Genomic DNA, 23,102 nt, shown 5'->3' on the forward strand with positions numbered 1-23,102 from the left:
CAGGGCCTTCTTCAGAGATAGAGAGTCAGTGATAAACAGTCAGCGCCAGGGCGCCGAACAGACAGGTAAACAGGCTCAGGCGCAGCAGCGCCGGGTGCCAGAAGAAGCGGTACAGGTCGAACCCGGACAAGAACCGGTCCAGCGCCCAGGCCAGTGCGGCGGCGATGAAAAACATCAGCGTCATGGTGGGCATGTACACGCCGTGGAAGGCGATTTCACGAGGCATGTTCAAGTCCTTGGGGCGCAGTTTTCGTGTAGGCCACGAGCGGCGATTGCGGGTCCAGTAATGAGGTGCGAATGAAGTGCAGGTAACTCTTCACCCGGCGCAGGGCCGAGGTGTCGAAGTGCGGTGCGAAAGGTTCATCCGTGGCTTGCACGCGGCTGATCGCATGGTCGACCGCGATCAAACTGCGCTCCAGATTGTTCTGGCTCGGTTGCAGGAACAGCCGCACCAGCGAACGCCCCATCACGCGGATCGCCTGACGCCACGGTTGCGATTCGGCATACGCCGGATGCACGGGCAGAATCGCCTGTTCCTTGCGCAACTCGATGATCGCGTGGCCGACTTCCAGCACCACGAACATCCAGCGCAGCAAGTTGCTTTGTACCTGCGGTTGCCCCGCCGCAAGGCCATACGCCTGATGCAGCAAGTCCCGTGTTCGGCTCTCAAAACTCGACGCCAAACCCTTGAGTTTGCCGCTGATCGCATACACCACTTGCCCACGCAGGTCCTGCTCCAGCCGTCGCCACAACCAGCGACTGTTCGGTGGCAAAATAATCGCCCCGGCCGCGGCGCAGACCAGCATGCCGAGCACCATGGCGATGTAGTCGTTGATGAAAGCGTAAGGGTTGTAGACCGTGAGGTTGTCCGGCACCGAACCGGTGCTGAAAAAGATCAGCAAACCGAGACCGACACCGGCGTATTGCGGTCGCGACGTAAGGAACGAACCGAGCACGATCACCGGCGCGAGCATCACGCACAGCAACGGGAAACCGTCGATCCACGGGAAGATGAAAAACATCTCGACGAAACCGATCAGTGCGCCAAGGAACGTCCCGCAGGCCATCTGAAACGCCATGCGTTTCGGGTTCGGCGTGGCGGCTGAAAGGCCGACAGTTGCCGCCGCAATCAAGGTCATCGTCGCGCCGCTGGGCCATGCGGTCGCCACCCAATAGCTGCCGAGCACCACCAGAATGAACGCCGCCCGAATCCCCGACGCCGCCGAGGCCATCCAGTTGGTTTGCGGGGTGAACGGTTCGTCCCATTGCTCGCGCGCATGGCTGTGCTCGGCGAGTGAGGCGTGGGTCTGTGCATAACTGTGCAGGTCGTCGACGAAGCGATAGAGCAACTCGTACGCGGTGTGGAAATCCAGCAGTTCGGCGTCGCTCGGGTTGCTCTCCTGAAAGCTCGCGCGCAAGCGGCGAACCCGCGCGGGCAAACCTTCTTTATAAGCGCTCAACTCGACGACCAGGCGTGCCGCGTCCGCGTCGGTCAGGGCGCGTCCGCTGAAACCGTCGAGCACTTCCGCCAGGTCCTGCAAACCCGGTTTGATCGCGGCGACCGCAGGTTCGGCGCCGCTGCTGCGCAAGCGTTCGAGCAACTGATGCAAGGCGTTGAAGCGGGTGGTGATGCCCATGAACTCGCTGTTCAAGCGATTGAGCCGACCGTTGCGTCGACGCATGTGCGGGTCTTCGAACACGGTCACGCTGCGCAAGCCTTCCAGCCCCACCGCTTCAGCGATGAAGCGCACGTTGCTGGCTTCAAAAGCCTCCCGTTTGCTGCGACCGCGCAAGCCATCGGTGACGAACCGGGCAAACACGCCGAAGCGCTGGTACAAGGCGTTTCGCATCGCCGCGCTGGCGGTTTGCGGCAGGATCGCGGCGCTGACCAGCGTCGAGCAGAGAATGCCGAGGGAGATTTCCAGCACCCGCCAAACGGCGGCCATGAACGCCCCGTCCGGGTGCGCCAGCGCAGGTAATCCGACCATCGCGGCGGTGTAGCCGGCCAACACAAAACCGTAGGCGCGAAAGTTACGATACCGCGCCGCACCGGCCGTGCAGATGCCAACCCAGATCGCCAGCGAGCCGAGGAACAGTTCGGTGTTTTGCGCGAACAAGGCAATCAACGCGACCATCACCGCCGAGCCGGTCAAGGTGCCCAGAAAGCGGTAAAAACTCTTGGCGAACACCTGACCGCTTTGCGGCTGCATGACGATGAACACGGTGATCATTGCCGTGCGCGGTTGCGGCAATTCCAGGCGCATCGCCAGCCACAAGGTCAGGAAGGCGGCGAACAACACCTTGAAGATGTAGACCCAGGTCACACCATCGCTGCGTGCCCAGTCGAAAAAGCCCCGGCGCCATTCAAGGGAATATAGCCAGCGCAAGGGTGCGGGCAAGGGGGTCATGAAATCCTGCTCATTGAGATTCGATTCAGATGCAGAATCTGTAGGAGTGAGCCTGCTCGCGATGGCGCAGTGTCAGGCGACACATACATTGACTGACACGGCCTCATCGCGAGCAGGCTCACTCCTACAGGGGCCGTGTTCACTTCAGGAGACTCGGGGTTTTCGGGGCCTGGGTCTGGCTATCTTTCGGCACATCATTACCCGCCCCCAGCCCGCCACCCAACGCCGTCACCAGTTCCGCATGAGCACTCAACCGCGCCGCCTGCACCTGCTGCTGAACCTGCTGCTGCTTGAACAATAACGTCTGCGCGTTAAGCACATTGAGGTAGTCGGTCAACCCGCGTTGATAGGCGATCATCGCGATGTCATACGTTTTCTGCGCCGTGGCCACAGACTCAGCGGCGAAAGCCTGTTGCTTGTCCATCGACTCGCGACGGATCAACTGATCGGAGATGCTTTTCAGCGCATTGACCAGCGTCTGGTTGTACTTGGCCACGGCGATGTCATACCCCGCCGAGGCTTCGCCCAACTCGGAGCGCAAACGCCCACCGTCGAAAATCGGCAACGAGATCGCCGGGCCAACGCTGTAGTTGAGTTTCTTGCCGGTTAAAAACTCCAGCGCTCCACCGCCCGTGGCCATGTAGCCGAGGCTGCCGACCAGATCGACGTTGGGATAAAAACCGGCGTGGGCGACATCGATACCGCGAGCCTGCGCCGCCACTTGCCAGCGACTGGCAACCACGTCCGGGCGTTGGCCGAGCAATTGCGCGGGCAACGACGATGGCAGTTTCAGCGCCGCACCCAACGACAGCGTTGGTCGCTGCAATTGCGCGCCTTCGCCCGGCCCCTTGCCTGCCAGGGCCGCGAGCTGATTGCGGCTGAGGGCGATTTCTTCGTCCAGCGCATCGATCTGGCGATGGGTTTCCGGCAACGGCGTTTGTGCCTGACTGACTTCAAAGTGCGTACCGATGCCACCGTTCAGACGCTTCTGTGCGAGGTCGAGAATCTGCTGTTGCTGCTGCAGTGTCGCTTCAACAATGTCGCGCTGGGCGTAATGCAACGACAGCTCGATGTAGGCGCGCACGATGTTGTTCTGCAATTCGAGCTGCGCCAGACGCGCTTCGGCGGCGCTCATGTGCGCCATGTCCACGGCGCGCTCGGTGGCATTGCTTTCGCGGCCCCAGAGGTCGAGCGCGTAGCTGAAGCCCAGCGCGGCGTTGTTGTCCCAGGTGGTCGTGTTGGCCAACTCGCCCGGCCCGTAAAACTGATCGGTGGGCCAGTTGTGGCGCTTGAGGGTGGATTCGCCGTTGATTTGCAACGATTCGGCGGACTCGGCGATGCCGGCCATGGATTTGGCCTGGCGCACCCGCGCCGCCGCCATGGCCATGCTCGGGCTGCCTTGCACGGCGAGGTCGATCCAGCGGTTCAGTTGTGGGTCGCCATAGGCCTGCCACCATTGAGCGGTGGGCCAATGCGCGTCCTGCGCAGCGTGTTGAATGGCTTCGTCGGTGGCCAGTGAGTCAGCCTCCAGTGCCTTGCCCTGCGGGGCAATACCTCCGGTTCCGATGCAGCCGCTGATTGCCAGGGTTAAAGCCAAAACACTGAGCGTCTGAAGCGCTCTGCTGATGCGACGCGGCACTGCTGCGATTTCCTGAGGTGGGGGGTGTTTCGGAGATGCGCAATTCTAGGGGGCGGCCGGAACGGCGATAAGCTGGGATTCTTGTGAATCTTTGTTACCGTTCACGCGATAATCCCTTGGTCGGGGTCTCAGACCTTGAAACCTTGTGTCACAATTTGCCATCTCCCTTGAGAGCACCCCATGGACACTTTGCAAAACATGCGCGCCTTCAGTTACGTGGCCGAGGCCGGCAGCTTCACCGCTGCCGCCGTGCAACTGGACACCACCACCGCCAACGTCTCGCGCGCGGTCTCCAACCTGGAAGCCCACCTGCAAACCCGCCTGCTCAACCGCACCACTCGCCGCATCGCGTTGACCGAGGCCGGCAAGCGCTACCTGTTGCGCTGCGAGCAGATCCTCGCCTACGTCGAAGAAGCCGAAGCCGAGGCCAGCGACGCCCATGCGCGGCCGGCCGGGCAGCTCAAAGTGCACACCATGACCGGCATCGGTCAGCACTTCGTGATCGACGCCATCGCCCGTTATCGCAAGACGCACCCGGACGTCACCTTCGACCTGACCATGGCCAACCGCGTGCCGGACTTGTTGGATGAGGGCTACGACGTGTCCATCGTCCTCGCCAGCGAACTGCCGGATTCCGGCTTCGTGTCCCAGCGGCTGGGTATCACCTACAGCATTGTCTGCGCCTCGCCGGCGTACGTGAAAGCCAACGGCTGCGCGCAGAAGCCCAGCGATTTGCTGAACCACATGTGCCTGCGCCTGGTAAGCCCGGTGATCCCGCTGGAAAAATGGGCCTTCGACGGTCCCGACGGCCAGGAGACCGTGACGATTAACAGCTCGCCGTTTCTGGTGAACTCGGCAGACGCGATGAAGACCGCGATCACCAGCGGCATGGGTGTTGGCGTGCTGCCGGTGTATGCGGCGATTGAAGGCTTGCGCAACGGCTCGCTGGTGCGGGTGATGCCGAACTACCGCTCGCAGGAACTGAACCTGTATGCGATCTACCCTTCGCGGCAATATCTGGATGCGAAGATTAAAACGTGGGTTGAGTACTTGCGCGGGTCGTTGCCCGAAATTCTGGCGGCGCATCAGGCGGAGTTGGCGGCGTATGAATTGAGCGGGAGCCTGGGTGGGGCTCGGCTGGCGAACTGACTCCACGGTCCTACAGACGCGCTGATTTTGGGGAAGGATTCCGACGCGTTCTGTCGGTTGTTGGGTCAGACGGGAAATGGGTAGGCTTTGGGTGTCGCTGCCAAATCAGCGATCAGGTCTGGAAAACCTGACAACCCTCCATCACACCTCATGGCATACTGCGGCGCTTTTTTTTGCACGCAGTTCTTTGTTATGGCGGCTGTGCGCGGGAGACCTTCGGGTCTGCCGGGTGTGATGGTGGTCCGGTTTTTCCAGTCCGCGCACAGTTGCCACCCTTTCGCCTGGAAATCGAAAGATGGCAGCTCCATTTCATCGCCATTGAGTAACTTCCATATGATTAAAGAAACTCCGAATCCCCCGGAAACCGACGACGTTTCCCCCTACGAATCCGTCGATTCCAAAAAATTCCACGACGCCGCCGAACGCGCGCTAAATCACTACCTCAACCCTGCAGTACTGAAGTCACCGCCCACCCGCAAACCCAGCACCATGTTCATGCTTGCACCGGACCTCAAAGACGAAGATCTGCTGGCCCACACCTGTGAAACCCTGGCCCAGGCCAGCGTCATGGCCGGCGATTTTGCCGCCTACCTGGAAGGCCCGCACCGCAACACCGCCATGGCCATCCAGCAGATCGTCATGCTCGCCGAACTGGCGGCAAACCGGATGATGGACAACCTCGTACTGCCCAAACCCGCGTCACATCGCTAATCCCCCAGTAAACGCCAATCCCTATGGAAGCGAGCCTGCTCGCGAATGCGATTTAACATTCAACATCAATGTTGTCTGGCATACCGCTTTCGCGAGCAGGCTCGCTCCCACAGTTGGGTTGTGTACACCTGATGGAGATTGGTCGGCTGTCAGGCCGCCATCGCTGGCAAGCCAGGCTCCTACATACATCGGTGTACACCCACCGCTCCTCACCACTCAACAGGCCGAGCGTTAGCTCGCCTGAAAGCTTTTGATCTTTGGCTTTTGATCTACCGCCCCCTCGGGAGGCTGAGTGGAGGTGTGCATCCGGGGAGTGGCGCGCAGCGCCGTTCGACGCAGTCGAACACGCTGCATGTAGGTCGTAGCGAAGCCAACCTGCGGGCAGTGTCCCCGGATGGATACCGGAGCGAAGGAACGCCGAGCCTAAGCGAGGGGCCGGACGCTCGGGGCGAGCCTTTTTGGGTACTTCTTTGGCGTTTGAAAAAAGTGCCTCGCCGTAAGGGCGAAACCGCCAGCGGCCGTTACCGCAGGAATGGATATGTACACTAAGAAAGAGAATGGTCGTCTGTCAGGACGCCTTCGCGAGCAGGCTCGGCTCCTACAGTTATGGTCGATGTATATCCGGTAATCCGGGCACTCGCACAACAGCGGGGAAGAATGTTAGCGTGCTTGGCATTCTCCACGCCCGACGAGCCCTCCTCCCATGAAAAAGACTGTCCTCGCCTTCAGCCGTGTCACGCCGCAAATGGTTGAACGCCTGCAACAAGACTTCGACGTGATCGTGCCGAATCCGAAAAACGGCGACATCAATGCCCAATTCAACGAAGCCCTGCCCCACGCCCACGGCCTGATCGGTGTCGGTCGCAAACTCGGTCGTGCACAACTGGAGAACGCCGCCAGACTGGAAGTGGTGTCCAGCGTCTCGGTCGGCTACGACAACTACGACGTTGCCTACTTCAACGAACGCGGGATCATGCTCACCAACACCCCGGACGTGCTCACCGAAAGCACCGCCGACCTGGCGTTTTCACTGCTGATGAGCAGCGCTCGTCGTGTTGCCGAACTGGACGCCTGGACCAAGGCCGGACAATGGCAAGCCACCGTCGGCGCGCCGTTGTTCGGCACTGATGTACACGGCAAAACCCTGGGCATCGTCGGCATGGGCAACATCGGCGCGGCCATTGCCCGCCGGGGTCGCCTGGGCTTCAGCATGCCGATCATCTACAGCGGCAACAGCCGTAAGACCGAGCTGGAACAAGCGCTCGGCGCGCAGTTCCGCACGCTGGATCAACTGCTGGCCGAAGCCGATTTCGTCTGTCTGGTGGTGCCGCTCAGCGAAAAAACCCGGCACCTGATCAGCCACCGTGAACTGGCGCTGATGAAGCCGAGCGCGATTCTGGTGAACATCTCGCGTGGCCCGGTCGTCGACGAGCCGGCCCTGATCGACGCGCTGCAAAACAACCGCATTCGCGGCGCCGGTCTGGACGTCTACGAGAAAGAACCGCTGGCCGAGTCGCCGCTGTTCCAGCTGAAAAACGCAGTGACATTGCCGCACATCGGTTCCGCCACCCACGAAACCCGTGAAGCCATGGCCAACCGTGCATTGGCCAACTTGCGCAGCGCCTTGCTGGGCGAGCGCCCGCAAGATCTGGTCAACCCGCAAGTCTGGAAAGGCTAATGACAACGGGCAGACGTTTTTAAGCGTCTGCCCGTTCGTTCAAGCCAGTTTGCCATTCCCCTGCAATGCTGGTGGCTTGGGCTTACGAAACACCAATACGTTGCCCAGCATTACCAGGACCAGGCCCACCAAGGCCGGTGCGGTCCATTGGTAGCCTTCGGCAAACGCCGACACGTTCAACGCCACCACCGGGAACAACACGGTGCAATAGGCCGCGCGTTCTGGCCCCATGCGGCCCACCAATGTCAGGTAAGCGGTGAAGCCGATCACGGAACCGGGAATGACCAGGTACAACAACGAGCCGATGTAACGCGTGCTCCATTCGATGTCGAACGGAATGCCTTTGACCAGGCACCACACCGACAACATCGCCGCGCCATACGCCATGCCCCAGGCGTTGGTGGTCAGCGGTTTCAGACCGGCCTTCTGTTGCAGGCTCGACAGCATGTTGCCGGCCGAGAAGCACAGGGTTCCGAGCAGCGCCAGGCCCAGGCCGAGCAAGGTTTCCGGGCTTGCGGTATGACCGGCCAGCTCAGGCCAGAACAGCAGGCCAAGTCCGAACAAACCCAACGCACCGCCCATCAGCACATTGCGGGCGATTTTCTGGCCGAAGAACACCCGCGCATTCAGGGCGTTCCACAACGTTGCGGTAGAAAACACCACGGCGACCAGGCCGCTGGGAATCCACTGGCTGGCCGTCAGGAAACACATGAAGTTGACGCAGAACAGGCACAGCCCCTGCGCCAGACAAATCAAGTGCCCGCGCCGGTTCATCACTTGCAGACGTCGACTCAACAGCAGCAGTGCAAACAACACCAGCGCCGCGAGGCCGAAGCGATAGACGATCGACACCGGAATCGCGACCACGCCCAATTGCCATTTCAAGGCAATCCAGGTGGTGCCCCAGATCAGCACGGTCAGCAAGTACAACGACAGATTCATGGCAAACACTCCTCAATAGAGGCTCAGTGTCCTGCGGGCGCTCGGATCGCACTTGCATAAACTTGCGCTTTTGTCGGCCCGGAGGCTGGCAGGCCAAGGTCTACGGAGTAGGATGCAAGGCGTTGGAGAGAACCGATCATGCCCGCACTGGAAACGCTGCAAGTCTTTCAAGCCCTCAACCGCTCGCCCAATGCTCGCCTTGAGCACAGCGCCGAGCTCGGTGACGGCATGGCTGCAGCCTTGTGGAGCAACCATCACGACGCCCAGGACTACGAAGCGCCGAGCCATCACACGCTGTCGTGCTACATCGCCGGCGGCACCGGCACCTTCCGCCGCGACCAGCCCGGCACCAAGGGCGGCCCGGACAAGCTGTGCATCCTGCCAGCGGATCACCAGTCAGGCTGGGTGATCAATGGCGACATTCGCCTGGCCCACCTGTATTTCAGCCCCGAACAATTCGCCCTCGGCTGCGTCACGCTGCTGGACCGCGAACCGCGTGAACTGCAATTACGCGAAGGCACTTTCCTCGACGATCCAGCGCAAGCCCGACGCTTTCGACAGATGCTCAGCCTCAACTGGGATGAACCCGGCGAACGTTTGCTGACCAGCAGCCTGGCCCATGAAATGCTCAGCCACGTATTGCTTGGCCAGGTCGGCATGCGCGAGGGGTTGCGGCTCAAGGGTGGACTGGCGGCGCATCAGCGACGGCAGTTGGTTCAGTTCATCGATCATCAATTGGCCGAGGCCATCAGCCTTGGGCAACTGGCTGCGCTGTGTGCGCTGTCGGAATATCACTTTGCGCGGATGTTTCGCGAGAGCTTTGGTTTGCCGCCGCATCAGTATGTGCTGGCTCGCCGATTGAGCCGGGCGCGGGAGTTGTTGCGCTCGACGTCGCAGCCGTTGGGAGAGATTGCGTTGGCGTGCGGGTTTGCCAGTGCGAGTCATTTCACCAATCGGTTTCGGCAGGCTTTGGGTGGGACGCCTGGGGAGTATCGGCAGGCGTTTTTGCGCTAATCCTGAAGATTATTGGCGCCTGCTCGCGAAGAACGATGACGCGGTTCGGGATCAAAACTCCAACGTGCTCGACAACAACACCTGCCGCGAATCCCCCATCGACACAAAGAACCGGCTCGCCGCCGAGGTGTAGTACGTGCGGTCAAACAGGTTCTTCACGTTGAGCTGAAACTTGACCCGCTGCCCTTCAACCTTGGTGTCGTACGTGGCGAATGCATCCGCCACGGTGTAGCTCGGCAGGTCAAAATCGTTCACAGCATTCCCCGCTCGCTCACCGACATAACGCGCCCCGGCGCCGACCCGCAACTGATCGCCACCGACAATGGTGCCGAAGTCATAGACCGCCGACAGCGAGCCGCTGTTCTTGGCGACGTTTTGCAGCTGCTTGCCTTTGTAGTCAGGGTCTTCGGTGACTTCGGCATCGGTGTAGGCGTAACTGCCGATCATGCTCCAGCGGTCCGTCAGTTGTCCCGTCACGTCCACTTCCAGGCCACGGGAACGCACTTCGCCAGCAGCGCTGTAGATCGTCACCGGGCCTTCGGAGTTGGCCACCAGCACGTTGCGTTTCTTGATGTCGAACAGCGCGATGTCACCGGTGATGCGCCCCGGCATGTCGAACTTGGCACCGATTTCCCAGGCCTTGGCTTCTTCCGGCGCGATGCTGCCATCGAGTACGGTGCTGCTGCCGCTCAAAGGCGCGATGGTGGAGTTGGGTTTGAACGATTCGGTGTAGCTGCCGTAGAACGACAGTTCATCGGTGTAGCGATAGACCAGCCCCGCGCGCGGTACCCACTTCTGGCCGTTGCTGTCGGTATTGGCCTTGAACGGCACGCCTTTGCCGGCGTATTGGTCGTACGCCTGGAAGCGCCCACCCGCGACGAAGATCCATTGATCGGTGAGGTGAATCGAGTCCTGCAGGAAGATCGAATCGCTGCGCAGTTCATCGGTTTGCGCGCTGTCCGCCGGGCTGACGGTGGTGCCGGCGACTTCGCGACCGTAGACCGGATTGACGTAACTGAAGGTGCTCAGGCTTTTCTGACGGATCAGGTCTTCGCGGTAGATCTTGCGGTACTCGTCATCGACGCCGAACACCAGGTCGTGTTTCATCCCGGCGAACTCGACATTGCCTTCGAGGCTGGCGGTGGTGAAGCGGTCGGTGCTGATCGCGTTCTGCGTGCCGTCCATGCTGCGGGTCAGCGTGCCTTTTTTGGTGTCGATGGCGGTGACGCGCACCTGGCTGGCGTCGTAGGTTTCACGGTTCCAGCTGTAGCCGAAATGGGCGGTCCAGTTGTCGTTGAGTTCGTGATCGGCCTCGAAGTGGTACAGGTCCGAACGGCCTTCCATGTTGTTGAACGGCTCGTCGAGGCGCTCGTTGCGTGAGATGTCCAGTGGGTGATTAGTGCGCGGATCGATGATCGTGCCACGGTCAAACGGGGTCAGGAATTCGCGGTGTTCGTAGGAGAACAGCAGCTTGGTGCTTTCGCCAAACCAGGCCAGCGACGGCGCCACCAGCGACTCGCGGTGGGTTCCGAAATTGCGCCAGTAATCTTCATCTTCGTGGTCCAGCACCATGCGGTAGGCGAGGCCGGAGGTGCCAAGTGCGCCGGTGCTGTCGAGGCTGCCACCGCTGCCGTTTTTGCCATCGCCATAGGTCGAACCGCGCAGCGTCAGGGCGTTGTATTGCTCAAGCTCCGGCTTCTTGCTGACCAGATTGACTACCCCGCCCGGGTCTTGAATGCCGTACAGCAGCGAGGCCGGCCCCTTGAGCACTTCGACGCGATCGACGCTTTCATTCATGCCGCGACCCTGCACGATCGGCATGCCGTCACGCATGATCGAGCCGTTACGGTTGTCACCGAAACCGCGCGTCATCACCGAATCCTGAGTGCTCGCCAGCGTGTTGCCCTGGGTGATGCCGCTGACGTTGGCCAGCGCGTCATCCAGATTGCGCGGCAACTGATCGCGGATGACCTGGGCCGAGACGACGTTGACGGTCTGCGGGATTTCCTGGAGCAAGGCCGACGAGCGCATCACCGAACTGGTGGGCGGCGGCTGATAGCTCATGGATTGATCGGCAACCGAGGTGATGGTAGTCGCGCCCAGGCTCAAGGTGCCGGCCGTGGGCACGGGTTCCAGCATCAGGGTTTTGGCATCGGTGCGGCGGAAGGTGAAGCCCGAGCCGCTGAGCAAACGTTGCATGGCTTGCTCGGCGCTCAACTGGCCGTTAATCGACGGGGCGGTGAGGCCGTACGGCGCTTCATCGGTGTAGACCACGCTGATGCCGGTGACCCGACTGAAGTCGCTCAGGGCCTGGGGCAGTGGTTTGGCGGCGATGGCAAAACTGAACTGGGCGCTCTGTTGCGTGTTGTTGGCTTCAGACGCCGAGGCGATGCTCGATGGCAGCAAGGCCAGCGCCGACATACTCAGTGCCGAAACACCCAACCACTGTTTGACCGAACCCGATTTTGCCCTGGACTTCATTGCTCATGACCTGTGTAGAACCATTACGGATGCGAATGACTCGCAATTTCAGTCACTACACGGATGTCGGTTGGGTTTACCTCATCAAAATGTTGAAAATATTTTTGTTTGAGGGATGTGGTGGTGGGTCTGCCCGCAATGGGGCCAGAGGCTTTAGCGCAAAATAATCAGATGCCCCAACACGTTGTGCTGCTCAAACCCCAATACCCCCTGCAACGAACTCAACACCGCTTGCGGATCCTTGCTCGCAAAGCTGCCACTGATTCGCCGTGCCGCCAGCTCATTGTTGAGCAATACAATCCTCCCCGGGTAATAGCGACCGAGGTCCTGCACCACCTCCGCCAACGTCGCCTTGTAGTAATTGAGCCAGCCCTGACGCCAGGCCAATTGCGCCTCGCTGTCGACCGCATGCCGTTGTTGCGCCGCGCCATCGCCATAGGCCACTTGCTGGCCGGCGGTCAGAATTTGCGGCTCGGCGTCCTTCTTCGCCGTCACGCCGACCCGTCCGGACAACACCGTAACCTGAGCACCCTGCGGTTGCAGACGCACTTCAAACTGCGTGCCCAGTACTTTCGCCTGGCCCTGTTCAGCGTCGACCACAAACGGATCGCCCGTATGCGTCACGCTGAAAAACCCGGCGCCGCGTCGCAACTGGACGTGCCGCTCACCGCGACTGAAATCCACGGCAATGGCACTGTCGGCATCCAGCGTGACGTGCGACTGATCCGCCAATGTCACGGTGCGAATTTCCCCCGGCGCCGAGACATAGTCCGCCCCCAGGTCGTCAATCCATCGCACTGGCTGCCAACCCGCGTCGAGTCCCATCATCAGCAACAGGCACGCCGCCATCGCCAACGCCCCCGACCATCGCCGAAGGCTGTGGCGGCGCGATTGATTCATGGCATTGAGATAACCCTGCAAGGCGAAAGCGTCTTCATCGGCCAGGGTTCGCGCCGGCGACTCGCTCAATTCCCACAGCACCTGCGCCTGTGCATAAGCCTCGGCGTGAGCGGGATCAGCCTGCAACCAGTGACTGAACGTGAGTTGATCGCCACTGCTGGGCTGGTCATGCAGCAAGCACAGCCACGCGAAGGCGGCCTGTTCCTGAGCGGGCGTCGGGGTGACGCGTTGAAGCTGATTCACGGTGCTTTCCCTGGCGTGCGCGTGGGCGGTTCCCGCAGGCTGGCCTTGCAGGCTTCGAGGGCGCGCATCATATGTTTTTCCACGGCGCTTTGGGACAAGCCCATGGCCTTGGCGATTTCGGCGTACTTGCGACCGTGGATGCGGTTGAGCAGGAAGATCTGCCGCGTGCGTTCCGGCAAGGCGCGCAGCGCCGCTTCGACGTGACGCAAATCGTTGCCAGCTTCGAGGGCGGCTTGCGGCTCACTGCCATGGCTGTCTGGCGCGTCCGGCATCCAGCCTTCATTGACCCGCACCCGCGTGCCTTCGCTACGTAAATGGTCGATGGCGATGTTGCCGGCGCAACGTAGCAGATAGGTGCTGAGTTCCTCGACCTGCACCAGCGGCCGACGCCAGAAACGCAGGAACAAGTCCTGCACCAGGTCCGCCGCCGTCGCCCGACACCCCACGCGCCGGTTCACCAAGGCTTCCATCTGCGAACGCTGGGAAAGAAACACGTGGAGGAAATGCGCGCGCGCCCCGCGGTATTCATCGTCGTGAGATTCGGGTGGGAGGGTGATCATTGGGTCAGCCTTGCGCACATTCGGCGACGGCCAATCGAGAGAGAACCGGGAGCGTGGGGGTGTCTGTCATGGTGCGACCTTGAAACCGGTAAGGCCGCGTGAAAGTCATGGGGCCAGCGAGGGCGCAATATTAATGATAAATATTCTCATACGCAAAGAGATCCGATTGTCGGATACGGATCGCGCACATCCTGTAGCAGCTGCCGAAGGCTGCTACACAGAACGTGTACCGCCGGAAGCCCGCGAAACCCGGAAACAAGAACGGGCCTGCATCAGCAGGCCCGTTTTCAGGGGTGGAAAGATAAAAAGCGAATCAGCTGTCAGCCGTTTTGCGCAGCTTGCTCGTTCTCGAGAAATTCTTCCTCAAGCAGCTCATCGGCTGCTGCTCGTTCGAACGGCACCACAGCGGCACGTGGTTTGCCTCGCAGTTTGCCGAACAGGTGTTCCAGCGCATGTTCGAGTTTTTCGGCCGCGCCGTCGATCGCCAGTTCCAGATTATCGGCTTTATGGGTGACAGAAATCGGTTGGTGGCCTTTTGGCCGCGCTTCCAGCTGGCAGCGCATGTCGTGCGGTCCGGGCTTGTCGCCGTTTTCGTCTGACAGGTGGACCTCGACGCGGGTCAGGTCCTCTGCATAACGTTCGAGCGTGCTCTCAATGGTAGTACGTACCCACTCCTCCAGTCGGATGCTGCTTTGAATATGGTTATCGCTGTTGACTTGGATTTGCATAGTTCATCCCTTATTTCAGCTAGCTCGCGAGAGGCCTTTCGGCTAGCCCTTGGGCGTCATCACCGTGACCTCTTACTTACACAATCGGTCTGCGCGCAGAACAATTCAACCCCTAAAAAAAGATAAATATGGATTCGCAAAAAAACCCGGACAACGAGCAAAAGCGCTGTTAAGGTCGGGAGTTGGGTCGACACGCTTCTTTGTCATAATTGCTCACATCTGCTGCTCTGCCAGCGGGTGCACACTTCGAAAGATCCCCGCCTCCTCCACCAGCCAGTCATGCACCGCGCGCACGCCCGGATGGCTCAAGGCCCCCGGCGCATACAGCAGCATGTAGCGCTTGTGATTGGGCACCGCCAGCCCGAACGGCACGATCAATGTCCCCCGCTCCAGCTCATCGTTGAGCAATGTGCGTCGCGCAATCGCCACGCCCATCCCGGCAATGGCCGCTTCAATGGTCAGGTGATTGCGATTGAAGGTGTGCCCGCGCCGCACGTCGGCGCCCTCGAAGCCGATGGCATTCAAGTAGAACTCCCATTCCGCATATTCATAGCTGCCACGCCAGGCGGTGATGTCGTGCAACAAAGGGAAATGCACCAGGTCCGCCGGGCCATGCAGCGGCGGTCGGCCTCGCAGCAGACTCGGGGCGCAGACCGGGAAAATCTGCTCGTCGAGCAAGGCTGTGGATAACAGGCCGGGGTAGCTGCCATCGTTCAGGTCGATGGCCAGATCGAAATCACCTTCGTGCAGCGGTACGCTGCTGTCCTCGGCCACCAGACGCAACTGGATGTCCGGGAAACGCTGCTGCAAACGTGGCAAGCGAGGGGTCAGCCATTTGCTCAGGAATGACGGAATCGAGCGCAACCGCAACGTTCCACTGATCATTCCGGCGTCCAGACGGCGCAATTCCGCATCGATGCTGCCATACGCCTCGTTAACAGTAATGGCCAGGCGCTGGCCTTCAGCGCTCAATTCCACACCTCGCGCACGACGGTGAAACAGACGGAAACCCAAACGCTCTTCCAGTTGCCGGATTTGCTGACTGACCGCACCCGGCGTGATGTGCAGTTCTTCGGCGCAGCGGGTGAACGACAAGTGCCGCGCGGCACAGGAAAACACGTGCAGCCAGACGTAGGTCTGGGCGTGCAATTGACGACTCATCGTTTAGTCCTGCTAAAGGCTGTCTTAGGAAGTTTCGTTGGTCACGGCAGAGCGAGGTTGGCAGTATCGCCTACATTGCGCTTGTCCTACAAAAATGGCAGCGATTTCTCTTCCGTTGCTTGTATAGGGTTTAGCATGGCTATCAGTGTTTTCGATCTTTTCAAAGTCGGTATCGGTCCGTCCAGCTCCCACACTGTCGGCCCGATGCGCGCCGCCGCGACCTTCGCCCAGGCGCTGGTTGACCAGCATGTTCTGGACGCCGTACGTCGGGTAGAAATCCGCCTTTACGGCTCCCTGTCAGCCACCGGCGTTGGCCACGCCACCGACCGCGCCTGCGTCATGGGCCTGATGGGCGAATGGCCGGACAGCATCGATCCCACGTCCATCGACAGCCGTATCCAGACCTTGCGCGAAACCGGTGAATTGTCCCTCGCCGGCACATCCACAATTGCCTTCAACTGGCAGCACGACCTCCTGCTGCTGGACGAGAGCCTGCCCTACCACCCCAACGCGATGTCGCTGACAGCGTTCGGCGAATCCGGGGAACTCTACGAACAAACGTACTACTCGGTGGGTGGCGGTTTCATCATCGAAGCGGCCCAAGCCGAGTCTGGCATCGCGCCTGCCAGTGACGTAGTGCTGCCGTACGATTTCTCCAGCGCCGCCGAATTGCTCCGGCTCTGCAACCAGCACGGTTTACGCGTTTCCGAATTGATGATGGCCAACGAATTGGCGTGGCGCAGCGAAGCCGAGATCCGCCAGGGTTTGCTGCACATATGGTCGGTGATGCGCGAGTGTGTTGAGCAGGGTTTGCGTCACGAAGGCATCCTGCCGGGTGGCCTGAACGTGCCCCGTCGTGCGGCGAAACTGCACCGCAGCCTGCTGGAAATCGGCAAGCCAAATGTCATCACCTCCACCCTGTCGGCCATGGAATGGGTCAACCTGTTTGCCCTCGCCGTGAACGAAGAAAATGCCGCGGGCGGGCGCATGGTCACGGCACCGACCAACGGTGCGGCGGGGATCATTCCGGCGGTGCTGCATTACTACATGAAGTTCAACCCGGACGCGTCGGACGACGACGTGGTTGCGTTCTTTCTGGGCGCGGCGGCAGTCGGCATTCTGTGCAAGAAAAACGCCTCGATCTCCGGCGCGGAAGTCGGCTGTCAGGGCGAAGTCGGTTCGGCCTGCGCGATGGCGGCCGCGGGTCTGGCCGACGTGCTCGGTGCCACCCCGGAGCAACTGGAAAACGCCGCCGAAATCGGCCTGGAACACAACCTCGGCCTGACCTGCGACCCGGTCGGCGGCCTGGTGCAAGTGCCGTGCATCGAGCGCAACGCGATTGCCGCGGTGAAAGCAATCAACGCCACGCAAATGGCCCTGCGCGGCGACGGCAAGCACTTCATTTCCCTGGACCGGGTCATCCGCACGATGCGCGATACCGGCGCCGACATGCATGACAAATACAAAGAGACGTCACGCGGCGGTTTGGCGGTGAGCTGGGTGGAGTGCTGATTGCACTGTCTGCGGTCATCTGCGCATTCATGCCCTGAAACGGGCAGCTAAAAAGAAAGCGGGCGGCCTGATTGTCGGGGCGCCTGCCTGCTTTTTGCCGTGATCATTGTCCGACAATTTTTCCGGCATGCCCCTTGCTACGTCACCTCTGAGGCAAAAGGACTGTTGAAACCTCAGCGAGCGATCGGCCGATGGTCCGGTACTGCGAACCAACCCGAACATGGCCGGTCAACAACTGCACGTTCAATCAGGCGGTGACGCATCATGGACAACCCCTTTCAGGTCATTACCGATGCCTTTGCACCGGATTACCAGATTAACCTGAGCATTCAGGGTCTGGACGGCAGCATCATGCTGACCCTCTCCAACAGCGGCCGCGTGGTCGCCAAACGGATGATCAGTGCCGAACAACGCAATGACCCCAAGCGCCTGAAACGCCTGGTGCAAAGCATTCAGTTCGGCATCGCCATCGAGCAGGGCCACAGCGCCATGACCATCCTCGAAGCCATGACCGACGGCGACAGTCGCTCCCTGCCACCACCGCCAGTCAAAGGCCGGCCGCGACCTTCGGTCCGGCTTTAAAGCTCGCCCTTCTCCACTTCGGGATGTTCACTGGAACCCGCTCCGACCTTGCGTTGCGGGTGTTCGATCTTCACCGAAGGAAATTGCGACGAGGCGTAGCGCACCACCAGAATCGAAAACGCCAGCAGCAGAATCCCGCCGCACAGGTAGATAATCCCCACGTCCGGCGGATTGTGGTGCGAGACGTTGGAGATCAGCAGTCGCGTCAGTGCGGTGATCGCCACGTAGATCAGGAATCGCACCGGCATGTGGTTGGTCTTGAAGTAAATCCCGACCATCGCCCCCAGTTCGAGGTAAATGAACAGCAGCAAGATGTCGTCGATCTTGATGTGCCCAGCTTCGATCATCTGCAAGAATTCCATCACCGCTGCGTAAGCGGTCACAGCACCGATGGCGAACAGCGCCAGGTAGTGGAACGTCTCGACGAACAGATTGCCCAGGGACTCGGCCAGTTGGTGCACGTTCTGCCGCAGGTTCTCGGCCCAGTTTATTTTCACGATGATGCTTCCTTAGCTCGGTTCGAGCGGATGATGCTGGATTGACGTGACGGTTGTTCTGCATGCAGAAAAAAGGCCAGTCGCTCTCGGTGAGATGGTGATGAGTTGTTGCTGGACACTTTTGTGGTGTATTCATTGACGCCATCGCGAGCAAGCTCGGTTCCCACAGGGGATCTGTGGCGTCCACAAAACCACTGTGGGGGCGACATCGTTCACCTGACAAACGCCAATTTCGGTCTACATTAAAAAGCCACTACCCAAAGCGCAGGGATTCGCTTATCCTTTTAGCTGTATATAAATACAGTGGTCGAAACAGACAACTAATGTGAAGGCATGTGAGGTGGTGAATGGCCGTCGAAGTGGTATACCGCAGCAGCCGAGATCTGGAGCGCTTGTTCATGGATAAAGCCGAAGCTGACCGTCATGACAAAATGCTCGAACTGGCTGAATTGCTGGCTGAAGTGTTGCAAAAAGCCGTTCCGTCCCTGACCGAACAGCAAGTGGAAGAAGCCGGGATCTACATGGCGAAGAATCGCGATGTGTTCGCCAAGGCATTCAAGAGCCAGCCGGATGCGTTGTCCGAACTGCTGAATGCGCCGGTTGAAGTGGTTGCACAGGCTGAACCTGCCGAGTTGACTGAAGCCGCTGAGCCGACGCCGGCCAAGCCCGCCAAAGCGGCCAAGACGCCGAAATAATTACGCCTGAATTGAATAGGCCCTGAGTCGAATGACTCAGGGCCTTTTTCATGTCCGGGATAACAGAATGGCTCAGCGGTACAACACCTTCTCTGCCAATTCGTCCGCCACCCGCGCCGGCGAACGTTTTTCCGCTTGGGCATGGGCGAAGACTTCGGTCAGCCGTGAGGCGATTTTCGACAGGTGCGCGGTGATGGTCGTCAGTTCTTCGCCGCGGTGTTTGAGCGAAACGTAGATCAGCCCACCGGAATTGATCACGTAGTCCGGCGCATACAGAATGCCGCGCCGCTCCAGTTGATCGGCGACTTCCAGGTGCGTCAGTTGATTATTCGCAGAGCCGGCCACCGCCGAGCAGCGCAGTTGCGTTACGGTGTGGCTGTTGAGCACGCCACCCAGGCCGCACGGCGCAAGGATGTCGCACGGCGTGCTGAGCAGTGCGTCGTTGGCAATCGGGTGAGCGCCCAATTGCTCCATCGCCAGTTGCACCTTGCCGTGATCGATATCGCTGACCAGCAGTTCCGCGCCAGCCGCGTGCAGTTGTTCGGCGAGCGCATAACCGACGTTGCCCAACCCCTGGATTGCCACGCGCAGGCCTTCCAGGTTATCGCTGCCCAGACGGGCCATCGCGGTCGCTCGAATACCGGTGAACACGCCCATGGCCGCATGCGGCGCAGGATCACCGGCCGACGTGGTGCTGGTGACATGTTGGGTTTGCTGGGCGATACAATCCATGTCCGCCACCGAGGTGCCGCTGTCGATGGCGGTGATATAGCGGCCGTCGAGCTGATCGATACAGCGTCCGAACGCCTCAAACAACGCGGCGCGATTTTCCACATGGATCGGGCGAACAATCACCGCCACGCCGCCGCCCTGGGCGAGCCCGGCCAGGGCCGCCTTGTAACTCATGCCTTGCGCCAGGCGTATGGCATCCTCGACCGCGGATTCGTCGCTGGGATAGGCAAGGTAACGACAACCGCCCAGGGCAGGCCCGAGCCGGCTGTTATGAATAGCAATGACCGCCTTCAACCCGGTGACCGGGTCGACGCTCAGATGCAGCGATTCAAGGCGAGTGCTTTGCATGAGAGCGAACATCGTGGGGCTCCCGAATCACTTCTTGTAGTCGCCAGTATAGGCTTGCGCCCAAAAATTGCAGAAGCGCACCGGAATAAGCGGCGCTGCTTTGCAGGCTTTCGGACATAACCTGAAACCGTATGTGTGCAGTACTGGACGAATGTCGGAGACGGGGCTAAAACGAGGCATCTGCCGGAGATTTTGATGACGCCCCGCCAACGCTTCTTCGATTGCCTGCAACGTTCACCGCCCGCGCTGTTCGAAGCGGCGCTGTGGATGGCGGTCGAGCACGACTCAAGGCTGAATCCCGAGGCCGTGCTGGCCGACTTCAGTGACCTGACACAGCAAATCAGCCATGGCTTGCCGATGTTACCCGTCAGCGAACTGGCCCAGCCGTTGTTGCGGCGGATGAATGACCTGGGGTTCGCGCAGGACGATTTCACGCCACTGCGCCCGCAAGTGGCCCTGCTCAATAAAGTACTGGAACTGCGGCGCGGCCAGCCGCTGTCCCTGGGGCTGATTGCGCTGGAATTGGCCAAACGCCTGGAGATCCCGCTGGTGGGGGTCAACTTCCCCGGGCACTTCCTGCTGCGGGTGCCAGGCGCCGACCACCTGCTGGACCCTTGTGGCGGACGTCGTTTGTACCCCAACGACTGCCGGGAGCTGCTGCAACGTCAGTACGGTCCGAACATGAAACTCGGCGCCGACCATTTACTGACAGCGGACCCGGTGCAGATGCTGCAACGCCTGTCGCGAAACCTGCGTCAACTGCACCTCTCCCACGATGACTACATAGGCGCCTTGGTCGACGCCGAACGAGTGCTGGAACTGGGCGATGCCAGCGCCGCCGATTACCTGGCCCGGGCCAGCCTCTATCAGCGCCTGGACTGCCCGAATGCCGAGCGTTTCGATCTGGAGCATGCGCTGTTGCTCAGCGACGACCCGATCCAGCGGATTCGCCTGACCGAACGCCTGGGGCACCTGCCGCCCAACTCAATCGTCCACTGAGAACCCCTGTAGGAGTGAGCCTGCTCGCGATAGCGGTGTGTCAGTCAACATCGATGTCGACTGACAGATTGCTATCGCGAGCAGGCTCACTCCTACAGTTTGATTTCGGTATGGCCTGCATTTATGCCTGCCACAAGCCCGCGCCCACATATTGATCGAGTGAGGCTTTATGGGGTGTCTGGCTGGTTGGCCGGGTGGGCCTTGATGAACGCTGGATGCGTGGCTGCCAGCGCCGCGACCCGGCGAATCCGTGGATACGCTTCGAGGGCGATGTTGAATCGCTCGGCCGCGTACAGCTGAGGGATCAGATAGACATCCGCCAATCCCGGCTCATCGCCAAAGCAATACCCTTGATCCCCGATCAACTGCTCCACCGTCGCCAGCCCCTGGCTGATCCAGTGTCCGATCCACTCCACCACGTGCGATTCGTCATGGCCCAACTGGCGCAGTTTGTTGAGCACGCTGACGTTGTGCAACGGATGCACATCGCAACCGATCACCGCCGCCACACCGCGCTCGTGCGCACGGGCGGCTAGGTGCTTGGACAACAGCGGCACCTGTGGATAACGTTCGTCGAGGTACTCGATGATCGCCGACGACTGAATCAACAGGTCGCCTTCATCCGTGCGCAAGACCGGCACCCGGCCTTGCGGGTTGATGCCCAGGTAGGCCGGCTGACGATGTTCGCCACCTGGCGGTGCAATCAGGTTGATCGGCAGGGCCTGGTAATCCAGGCCCTTGAGCGCCAGCGCAATACGCACCCGATAGGACGAAGTCGAACGGTAGTAGGTATAGAGTTCCATCACCCGATCCTCTTAACGCGCCGGCAGTACTTTGCCGCGGCATTCGCCGAAACCGATGGACGCGAAACCCTCACGGCGGCAACGGCCACGCAGGATGATCTCGTCGCCGTCTTCAAGGAATTTGCGCACTTCACCCGATGCCAGTTCGATCGGCTTTTTACCGCCCTCGGTGATTTCCAGCAGGCTGCCGAACTGACCGTTTTCCGGGCCGGACAAGGTGCCTGAACCGAACAGGTCGCCGGCCTGCAACTGGCAGCCGTTGACGCTGTGGTGCGCAACCATTTGCGCCACAGTCCAGTACATGTGTTGGGTGTTGCTGAGCGTCAGGCGATGGGCCGGCAGGTTTTGCTCGCGCAGGCCTTCGGTGAGCAGCAGCACTTCGAGCTCGATGTCGAAAGCGCCTGCGCTCTGGTCGCGCGCGTCGAACAGGTACGGTAGCGGCTGCGGATCGCCTTCAGGGCGCGCAGGCTGGGCGAGACGGAACGGCTCCAGCGCTTCGGCGGTGACGACCCACGGCGAGATGCTGGTGATGAAGCTTTTTGACAGGAACGGGCCAAGCGGCTGGTATTCCCAGGCTTGAATGTCACGCGCCGACCAGTCATTGAGCAGGCAAAAACCGGCGATGTGATCGGCTGCATCACCGATGGCGATCGAGTCGCCCATCTCATTGCCCTGGCCAATCCAGATGCCCAGCTCCAGTTCGTAATCCAGACGTGCGCACGGGCCAAACGTTGGTTCGGTCTGACCGGCCGGCAGGGTCTGCCCTTTCGGACGACGAACGTCAGTCCCGGACGGGCGGATGGTCGAGGCGCGACCGTGATAGCCGATCGGCACGTACTTGTAGTTCGGCAGCAGCGGGTTGTCAGGGCGGAACAGTTTGCCGACATTTTGCGCGTGCTCGATGCCTACATAAAAGTCGGTGTAATCGTTGATTTTCGCCGGCAGGTGCATCGTGCAATCAGCCGCCAATGGCAGCAGTTTTGCGCCTTGGGCTTCGATCTTGCCGTGCAGCGTGCTGCCGTCCTTGAACAGTTCGATCAAGCGTTCACGCAGGGCAACACGTGCTTGGCGACCGAGTTCGAAAAAAGCATTCAACTGACCGCCACGGGTCGCTTCGACCGCTGCTTTGGCTGCGCCGTCGAACAGGCCGGCATCCAGTGCTGCCTCCAGATCAAAGATATGCTCGCCAATCGCCACGCCGCTACGCGGGGCCGAGCCGTTCACGCTGAACACGCCCAGAGGCAGGTTTTGCAGCGGGAAATCGGTATGGCCGTTGGCGGAGGCAACCCAGCTACGAGTGATGGAAGTCTGAGTCATGGG

General features: G+C 60.5%; 20 protein-coding genes and 1 pseudogene. 8 read left to right on the forward strand and 13 right to left on the reverse strand.

The genetic code is table 11. The annotated features are described in order from the left end of the window. Positions 1-25: 25 nt before the first annotated feature. The 3 genes from J2X66_RS10315 to J2X66_RS10325 all read right to left on the reverse strand — a co-directional run bounded on the left by J2X66_RS10315 (position 26) and on the right by J2X66_RS10325 (position 4,047). Positions 26-226: a DUF1656 domain-containing protein gene (locus J2X66_RS10315; RefSeq protein ID WP_008153498.1), complete on the reverse strand. Its 201-nt coding sequence runs from the start codon at positions 224-226 to the stop codon at positions 26-28. Further along, positions 216-2,408: an FUSC family protein gene (locus J2X66_RS10320; protein ID WP_310263773.1), complete on the reverse strand. Its 2,193-nt coding sequence runs from the start codon at positions 2,406-2,408 to the stop codon at positions 216-218. The genes J2X66_RS10315 and J2X66_RS10320 overlap by 11 nt, the downstream gene beginning before the upstream one ends. Before the next feature lie 139 nt (positions 2,409-2,547). Next, positions 2,548-4,047, reverse strand: a complete 1,500-nt coding sequence (locus J2X66_RS10325; protein WP_310263775.1) for an efflux transporter outer membrane subunit — start codon at positions 4,045-4,047, stop codon at positions 2,548-2,550. A 180-nt stretch (positions 4,048-4,227) separates the two neighbouring features. Between J2X66_RS10325 and J2X66_RS10330 the strand changes: the two genes are divergently transcribed. The 3 genes from J2X66_RS10330 to J2X66_RS10340 all read left to right on the forward strand — a co-directional run bounded on the left by J2X66_RS10330 (position 4,228) and on the right by J2X66_RS10340 (position 7,585). Further along, positions 4,228-5,196: a LysR family transcriptional regulator gene (locus J2X66_RS10330; protein ID WP_310263776.1), complete on the forward strand. Its 969-nt coding sequence runs from the start codon at positions 4,228-4,230 to the stop codon at positions 5,194-5,196. Between the two features lie 333 nt (positions 5,197-5,529). Continuing rightward, the gene (locus J2X66_RS10335) at positions 5,530-5,907 is read left to right on the forward strand and encodes a DUF6124 family protein (protein ID WP_310263779.1); all 378 of its coding nucleotides are present in this window, start codon (positions 5,530-5,532) and stop codon (positions 5,905-5,907) included. Between the two features lie 703 nt (positions 5,908-6,610). Next, the gene (locus tag J2X66_RS10340) at positions 6,611-7,585 is read left to right on the forward strand and encodes a D-glycerate dehydrogenase (protein ID WP_310263781.1); all 975 of its coding nucleotides are present in this window, start codon (positions 6,611-6,613) and stop codon (positions 7,583-7,585) included. A gap of 39 nt (positions 7,586-7,624) precedes the next feature. Here the strand turns inward: J2X66_RS10340 and J2X66_RS10345 are convergent, their stop codons facing one another. Beyond that, positions 7,625-8,527 (reverse strand): DMT family transporter, encoded by a 903-nt coding sequence (locus J2X66_RS10345; RefSeq protein WP_310263782.1) that lies wholly within the window; start codon positions 8,525-8,527, stop codon positions 7,625-7,627. A 138-nt stretch (positions 8,528-8,665) separates the two neighbouring features. Between J2X66_RS10345 and J2X66_RS10350 the strand changes: the two genes are divergently transcribed. Next, positions 8,666-9,541 (forward strand): AraC family transcriptional regulator, encoded by an 876-nt coding sequence (locus tag J2X66_RS10350; protein WP_310263784.1) that lies wholly within the window; start codon positions 8,666-8,668, stop codon positions 9,539-9,541. A gap of 51 nt (positions 9,542-9,592) precedes the next feature. Here J2X66_RS10350 and J2X66_RS10355 read toward each other — a convergent pair whose 3' ends face one another. The 5 genes from J2X66_RS10355 to J2X66_RS10375 form a co-directional block, all read right to left on the reverse strand. Beyond that, positions 9,593-12,022, reverse strand: a complete 2,430-nt coding sequence (locus J2X66_RS10355; RefSeq protein ID WP_310263786.1) for a TonB-dependent receptor — start codon at positions 12,020-12,022, stop codon at positions 9,593-9,595. Between the two features lie 153 nt (positions 12,023-12,175). Beyond that, positions 12,176-13,165, reverse strand: a complete 990-nt coding sequence (locus J2X66_RS10360) for a FecR family protein (protein WP_310263788.1) — start codon at positions 13,163-13,165, stop codon at positions 12,176-12,178. Continuing rightward, the gene (locus J2X66_RS10365) at positions 13,162-13,725 is read right to left on the reverse strand and encodes an RNA polymerase sigma factor (protein ID WP_310263791.1); all 564 of its coding nucleotides are present in this window, start codon (positions 13,723-13,725) and stop codon (positions 13,162-13,164) included. Before J2X66_RS10365 ends, J2X66_RS10360 begins: the two co-directional genes overlap by 4 nt. 320 nt (positions 13,726-14,045) lie before the next feature. After that, on the reverse strand, positions 14,046-14,453 hold the full coding sequence (locus J2X66_RS10370) for an HPF/RaiA family ribosome-associated protein (RefSeq protein ID WP_027924590.1): 408 nt from the start codon (positions 14,451-14,453) through the stop codon (positions 14,046-14,048). Between the two features lie 213 nt (positions 14,454-14,666). After that, on the reverse strand, positions 14,667-15,614 hold the full coding sequence (locus J2X66_RS10375) for a LysR substrate-binding domain-containing protein (RefSeq protein WP_310263794.1): 948 nt from the start codon (positions 15,612-15,614) through the stop codon (positions 14,667-14,669). Between the two features lie 135 nt (positions 15,615-15,749). Here J2X66_RS10375 and J2X66_RS10380 point away from each other — a divergent pair, with 135 nt between their 5' ends. Both J2X66_RS10380 and J2X66_RS10385 read left to right on the forward strand, forming a co-directional pair. Further along, the gene (locus tag J2X66_RS10380; protein WP_310263796.1) at positions 15,750-17,126 is read left to right on the forward strand and encodes an L-serine ammonia-lyase; all 1,377 of its coding nucleotides are present in this window, start codon (positions 15,750-15,752) and stop codon (positions 17,124-17,126) included. Between the two features lie 264 nt (positions 17,127-17,390). Next, on the forward strand, positions 17,391-17,708 hold the full coding sequence (locus J2X66_RS10385; protein ID WP_310263797.1) for a DUF3509 domain-containing protein: 318 nt from the start codon (positions 17,391-17,393) through the stop codon (positions 17,706-17,708). Here J2X66_RS10385 and J2X66_RS10390 read toward each other — a convergent pair. After that, the gene (locus J2X66_RS10390) at positions 17,705-18,205 is read right to left on the reverse strand and encodes a phosphate-starvation-inducible protein PsiE (protein WP_027924586.1); all 501 of its coding nucleotides are present in this window, start codon (positions 18,203-18,205) and stop codon (positions 17,705-17,707) included. The genes J2X66_RS10385 and J2X66_RS10390 overlap by 4 nt on opposite strands. Before the next feature lie 347 nt (positions 18,206-18,552). Here J2X66_RS10390 and J2X66_RS10395 point away from each other — a divergent pair. Continuing rightward, positions 18,553-18,792: pseudogene (locus J2X66_RS10395) on the forward strand (YebG family protein); the annotation flags it as partial. Between the two features lie 180 nt (positions 18,793-18,972). Here the strand turns inward: J2X66_RS10395 and J2X66_RS10400 are convergent. Beyond that, complete coding sequence (locus J2X66_RS10400; protein ID WP_027924584.1) at positions 18,973-19,992, reverse strand: Glu/Leu/Phe/Val dehydrogenase dimerization domain-containing protein; 1,020 nt, start codon at positions 19,990-19,992, stop codon at positions 18,973-18,975. Positions 19,993-20,175: 183 nt separating this feature from the next. Between J2X66_RS10400 and J2X66_RS10405 the strand changes: the two genes are divergently transcribed. Continuing rightward, positions 20,176-20,979, forward strand: coding sequence for a transglutaminase family protein (locus tag J2X66_RS10405; protein WP_310263801.1), 804 nt, complete (start codon positions 20,176-20,178; stop codon positions 20,977-20,979). Between the two features lie 167 nt (positions 20,980-21,146). On the opposite strand, the gene maiA is transcribed toward J2X66_RS10405, so the two are convergent. Beyond that, a complete protein-coding gene (gene maiA, locus J2X66_RS10410) occupies positions 21,147-21,782 on the reverse strand; it encodes a maleylacetoacetate isomerase (protein ID WP_310263803.1) in 636 nt (211 codons plus the stop codon). Between the two features lie 12 nt (positions 21,783-21,794). After that, positions 21,795-23,099: a fumarylacetoacetase gene (gene fahA / locus J2X66_RS10415; RefSeq protein ID WP_310263804.1), complete on the reverse strand. Its 1,305-nt coding sequence runs from the start codon at positions 23,097-23,099 to the stop codon at positions 21,795-21,797. Positions 23,100-23,102: the final 3 nt, after the last annotated feature.

This window comes from Pseudomonas sp. 3296, from assembly GCF_031456615.1.
Classification (GTDB): domain Bacteria; phylum Pseudomonadota; class Gammaproteobacteria; order Pseudomonadales; family Pseudomonadaceae; genus Aquipseudomonas; species Aquipseudomonas mucoides.

Bases quoted from the DNA above. Each gene is read 5' to 3' on its own strand.
- J2X66_RS10345 (WP_310263782.1), bottom strand. From the start codon at position 8,527: ATGAATCTGTCGTTGTACTTGCTGACCGTGCTGATCTGGGGCACCACC.
- J2X66_RS10350 (WP_310263784.1), top strand. From the start codon at position 8,666: ATGCCCGCACTGGAAACGCTGCAAGTCTTTCAAGCCCTCAACCGCTCG.
- J2X66_RS10340 (WP_310263781.1), top strand. From the start codon at position 6,611: ATGAAAAAGACTGTCCTCGCCTTCAGCCGTGTCACGCCGCAAATGGTT.
- J2X66_RS10370 (WP_027924590.1), bottom strand. From the start codon at position 14,453: ATGCAAATCCAAGTCAACAGCGATAACCATATTCAAAGCAGCATCCGA.
- J2X66_RS10315 (WP_008153498.1), bottom strand. From the start codon at position 226: ATGCCTCGTGAAATCGCCTTCCACGGCGTGTACATGCCCACCATGACG.
- maiA (WP_310263803.1), bottom strand. From the start codon at position 21,782: ATGGAACTCTATACCTACTACCGTTCGACTTCGTCCTATCGGGTGCGT.
- J2X66_RS10385 (WP_310263797.1), top strand. From the start codon at position 17,391: ATGGACAACCCCTTTCAGGTCATTACCGATGCCTTTGCACCGGATTAC.
- fahA (WP_310263804.1), bottom strand. From the start codon at position 23,099: ATGACTCAGACTTCCATCACTCGTAGCTGGGTTGCCTCCGCCAACGGC.
- J2X66_RS10400 (WP_027924584.1), bottom strand. From the start codon at position 19,992: ATGTTCGCTCTCATGCAAAGCACTCGCCTTGAATCGCTGCATCTGAGC.
- J2X66_RS10365 (WP_310263791.1), bottom strand. From the start codon at position 13,725: ATGATCACCCTCCCACCCGAATCTCACGACGATGAATACCGCGGGGCG.
- J2X66_RS10380 (WP_310263796.1), top strand. From the start codon at position 15,750: ATGGCTATCAGTGTTTTCGATCTTTTCAAAGTCGGTATCGGTCCGTCC.
- J2X66_RS10375 (WP_310263794.1), bottom strand. From the start codon at position 15,614: ATGAGTCGTCAATTGCACGCCCAGACCTACGTCTGGCTGCACGTGTTT.
- J2X66_RS10320 (WP_310263773.1), bottom strand. From the start codon at position 2,408: ATGACCCCCTTGCCCGCACCCTTGCGCTGGCTATATTCCCTTGAATGG.
- J2X66_RS10355 (WP_310263786.1), bottom strand. From the start codon at position 12,022: ATGAAGTCCAGGGCAAAATCGGGTTCGGTCAAACAGTGGTTGGGTGTT.
- J2X66_RS10405 (WP_310263801.1), top strand. From the start codon at position 20,176: ATGACGCCCCGCCAACGCTTCTTCGATTGCCTGCAACGTTCACCGCCC.
- J2X66_RS10335 (WP_310263779.1), top strand. From the start codon at position 5,530: ATGATTAAAGAAACTCCGAATCCCCCGGAAACCGACGACGTTTCCCCC.
- J2X66_RS10330 (WP_310263776.1), top strand. From the start codon at position 4,228: ATGGACACTTTGCAAAACATGCGCGCCTTCAGTTACGTGGCCGAGGCC.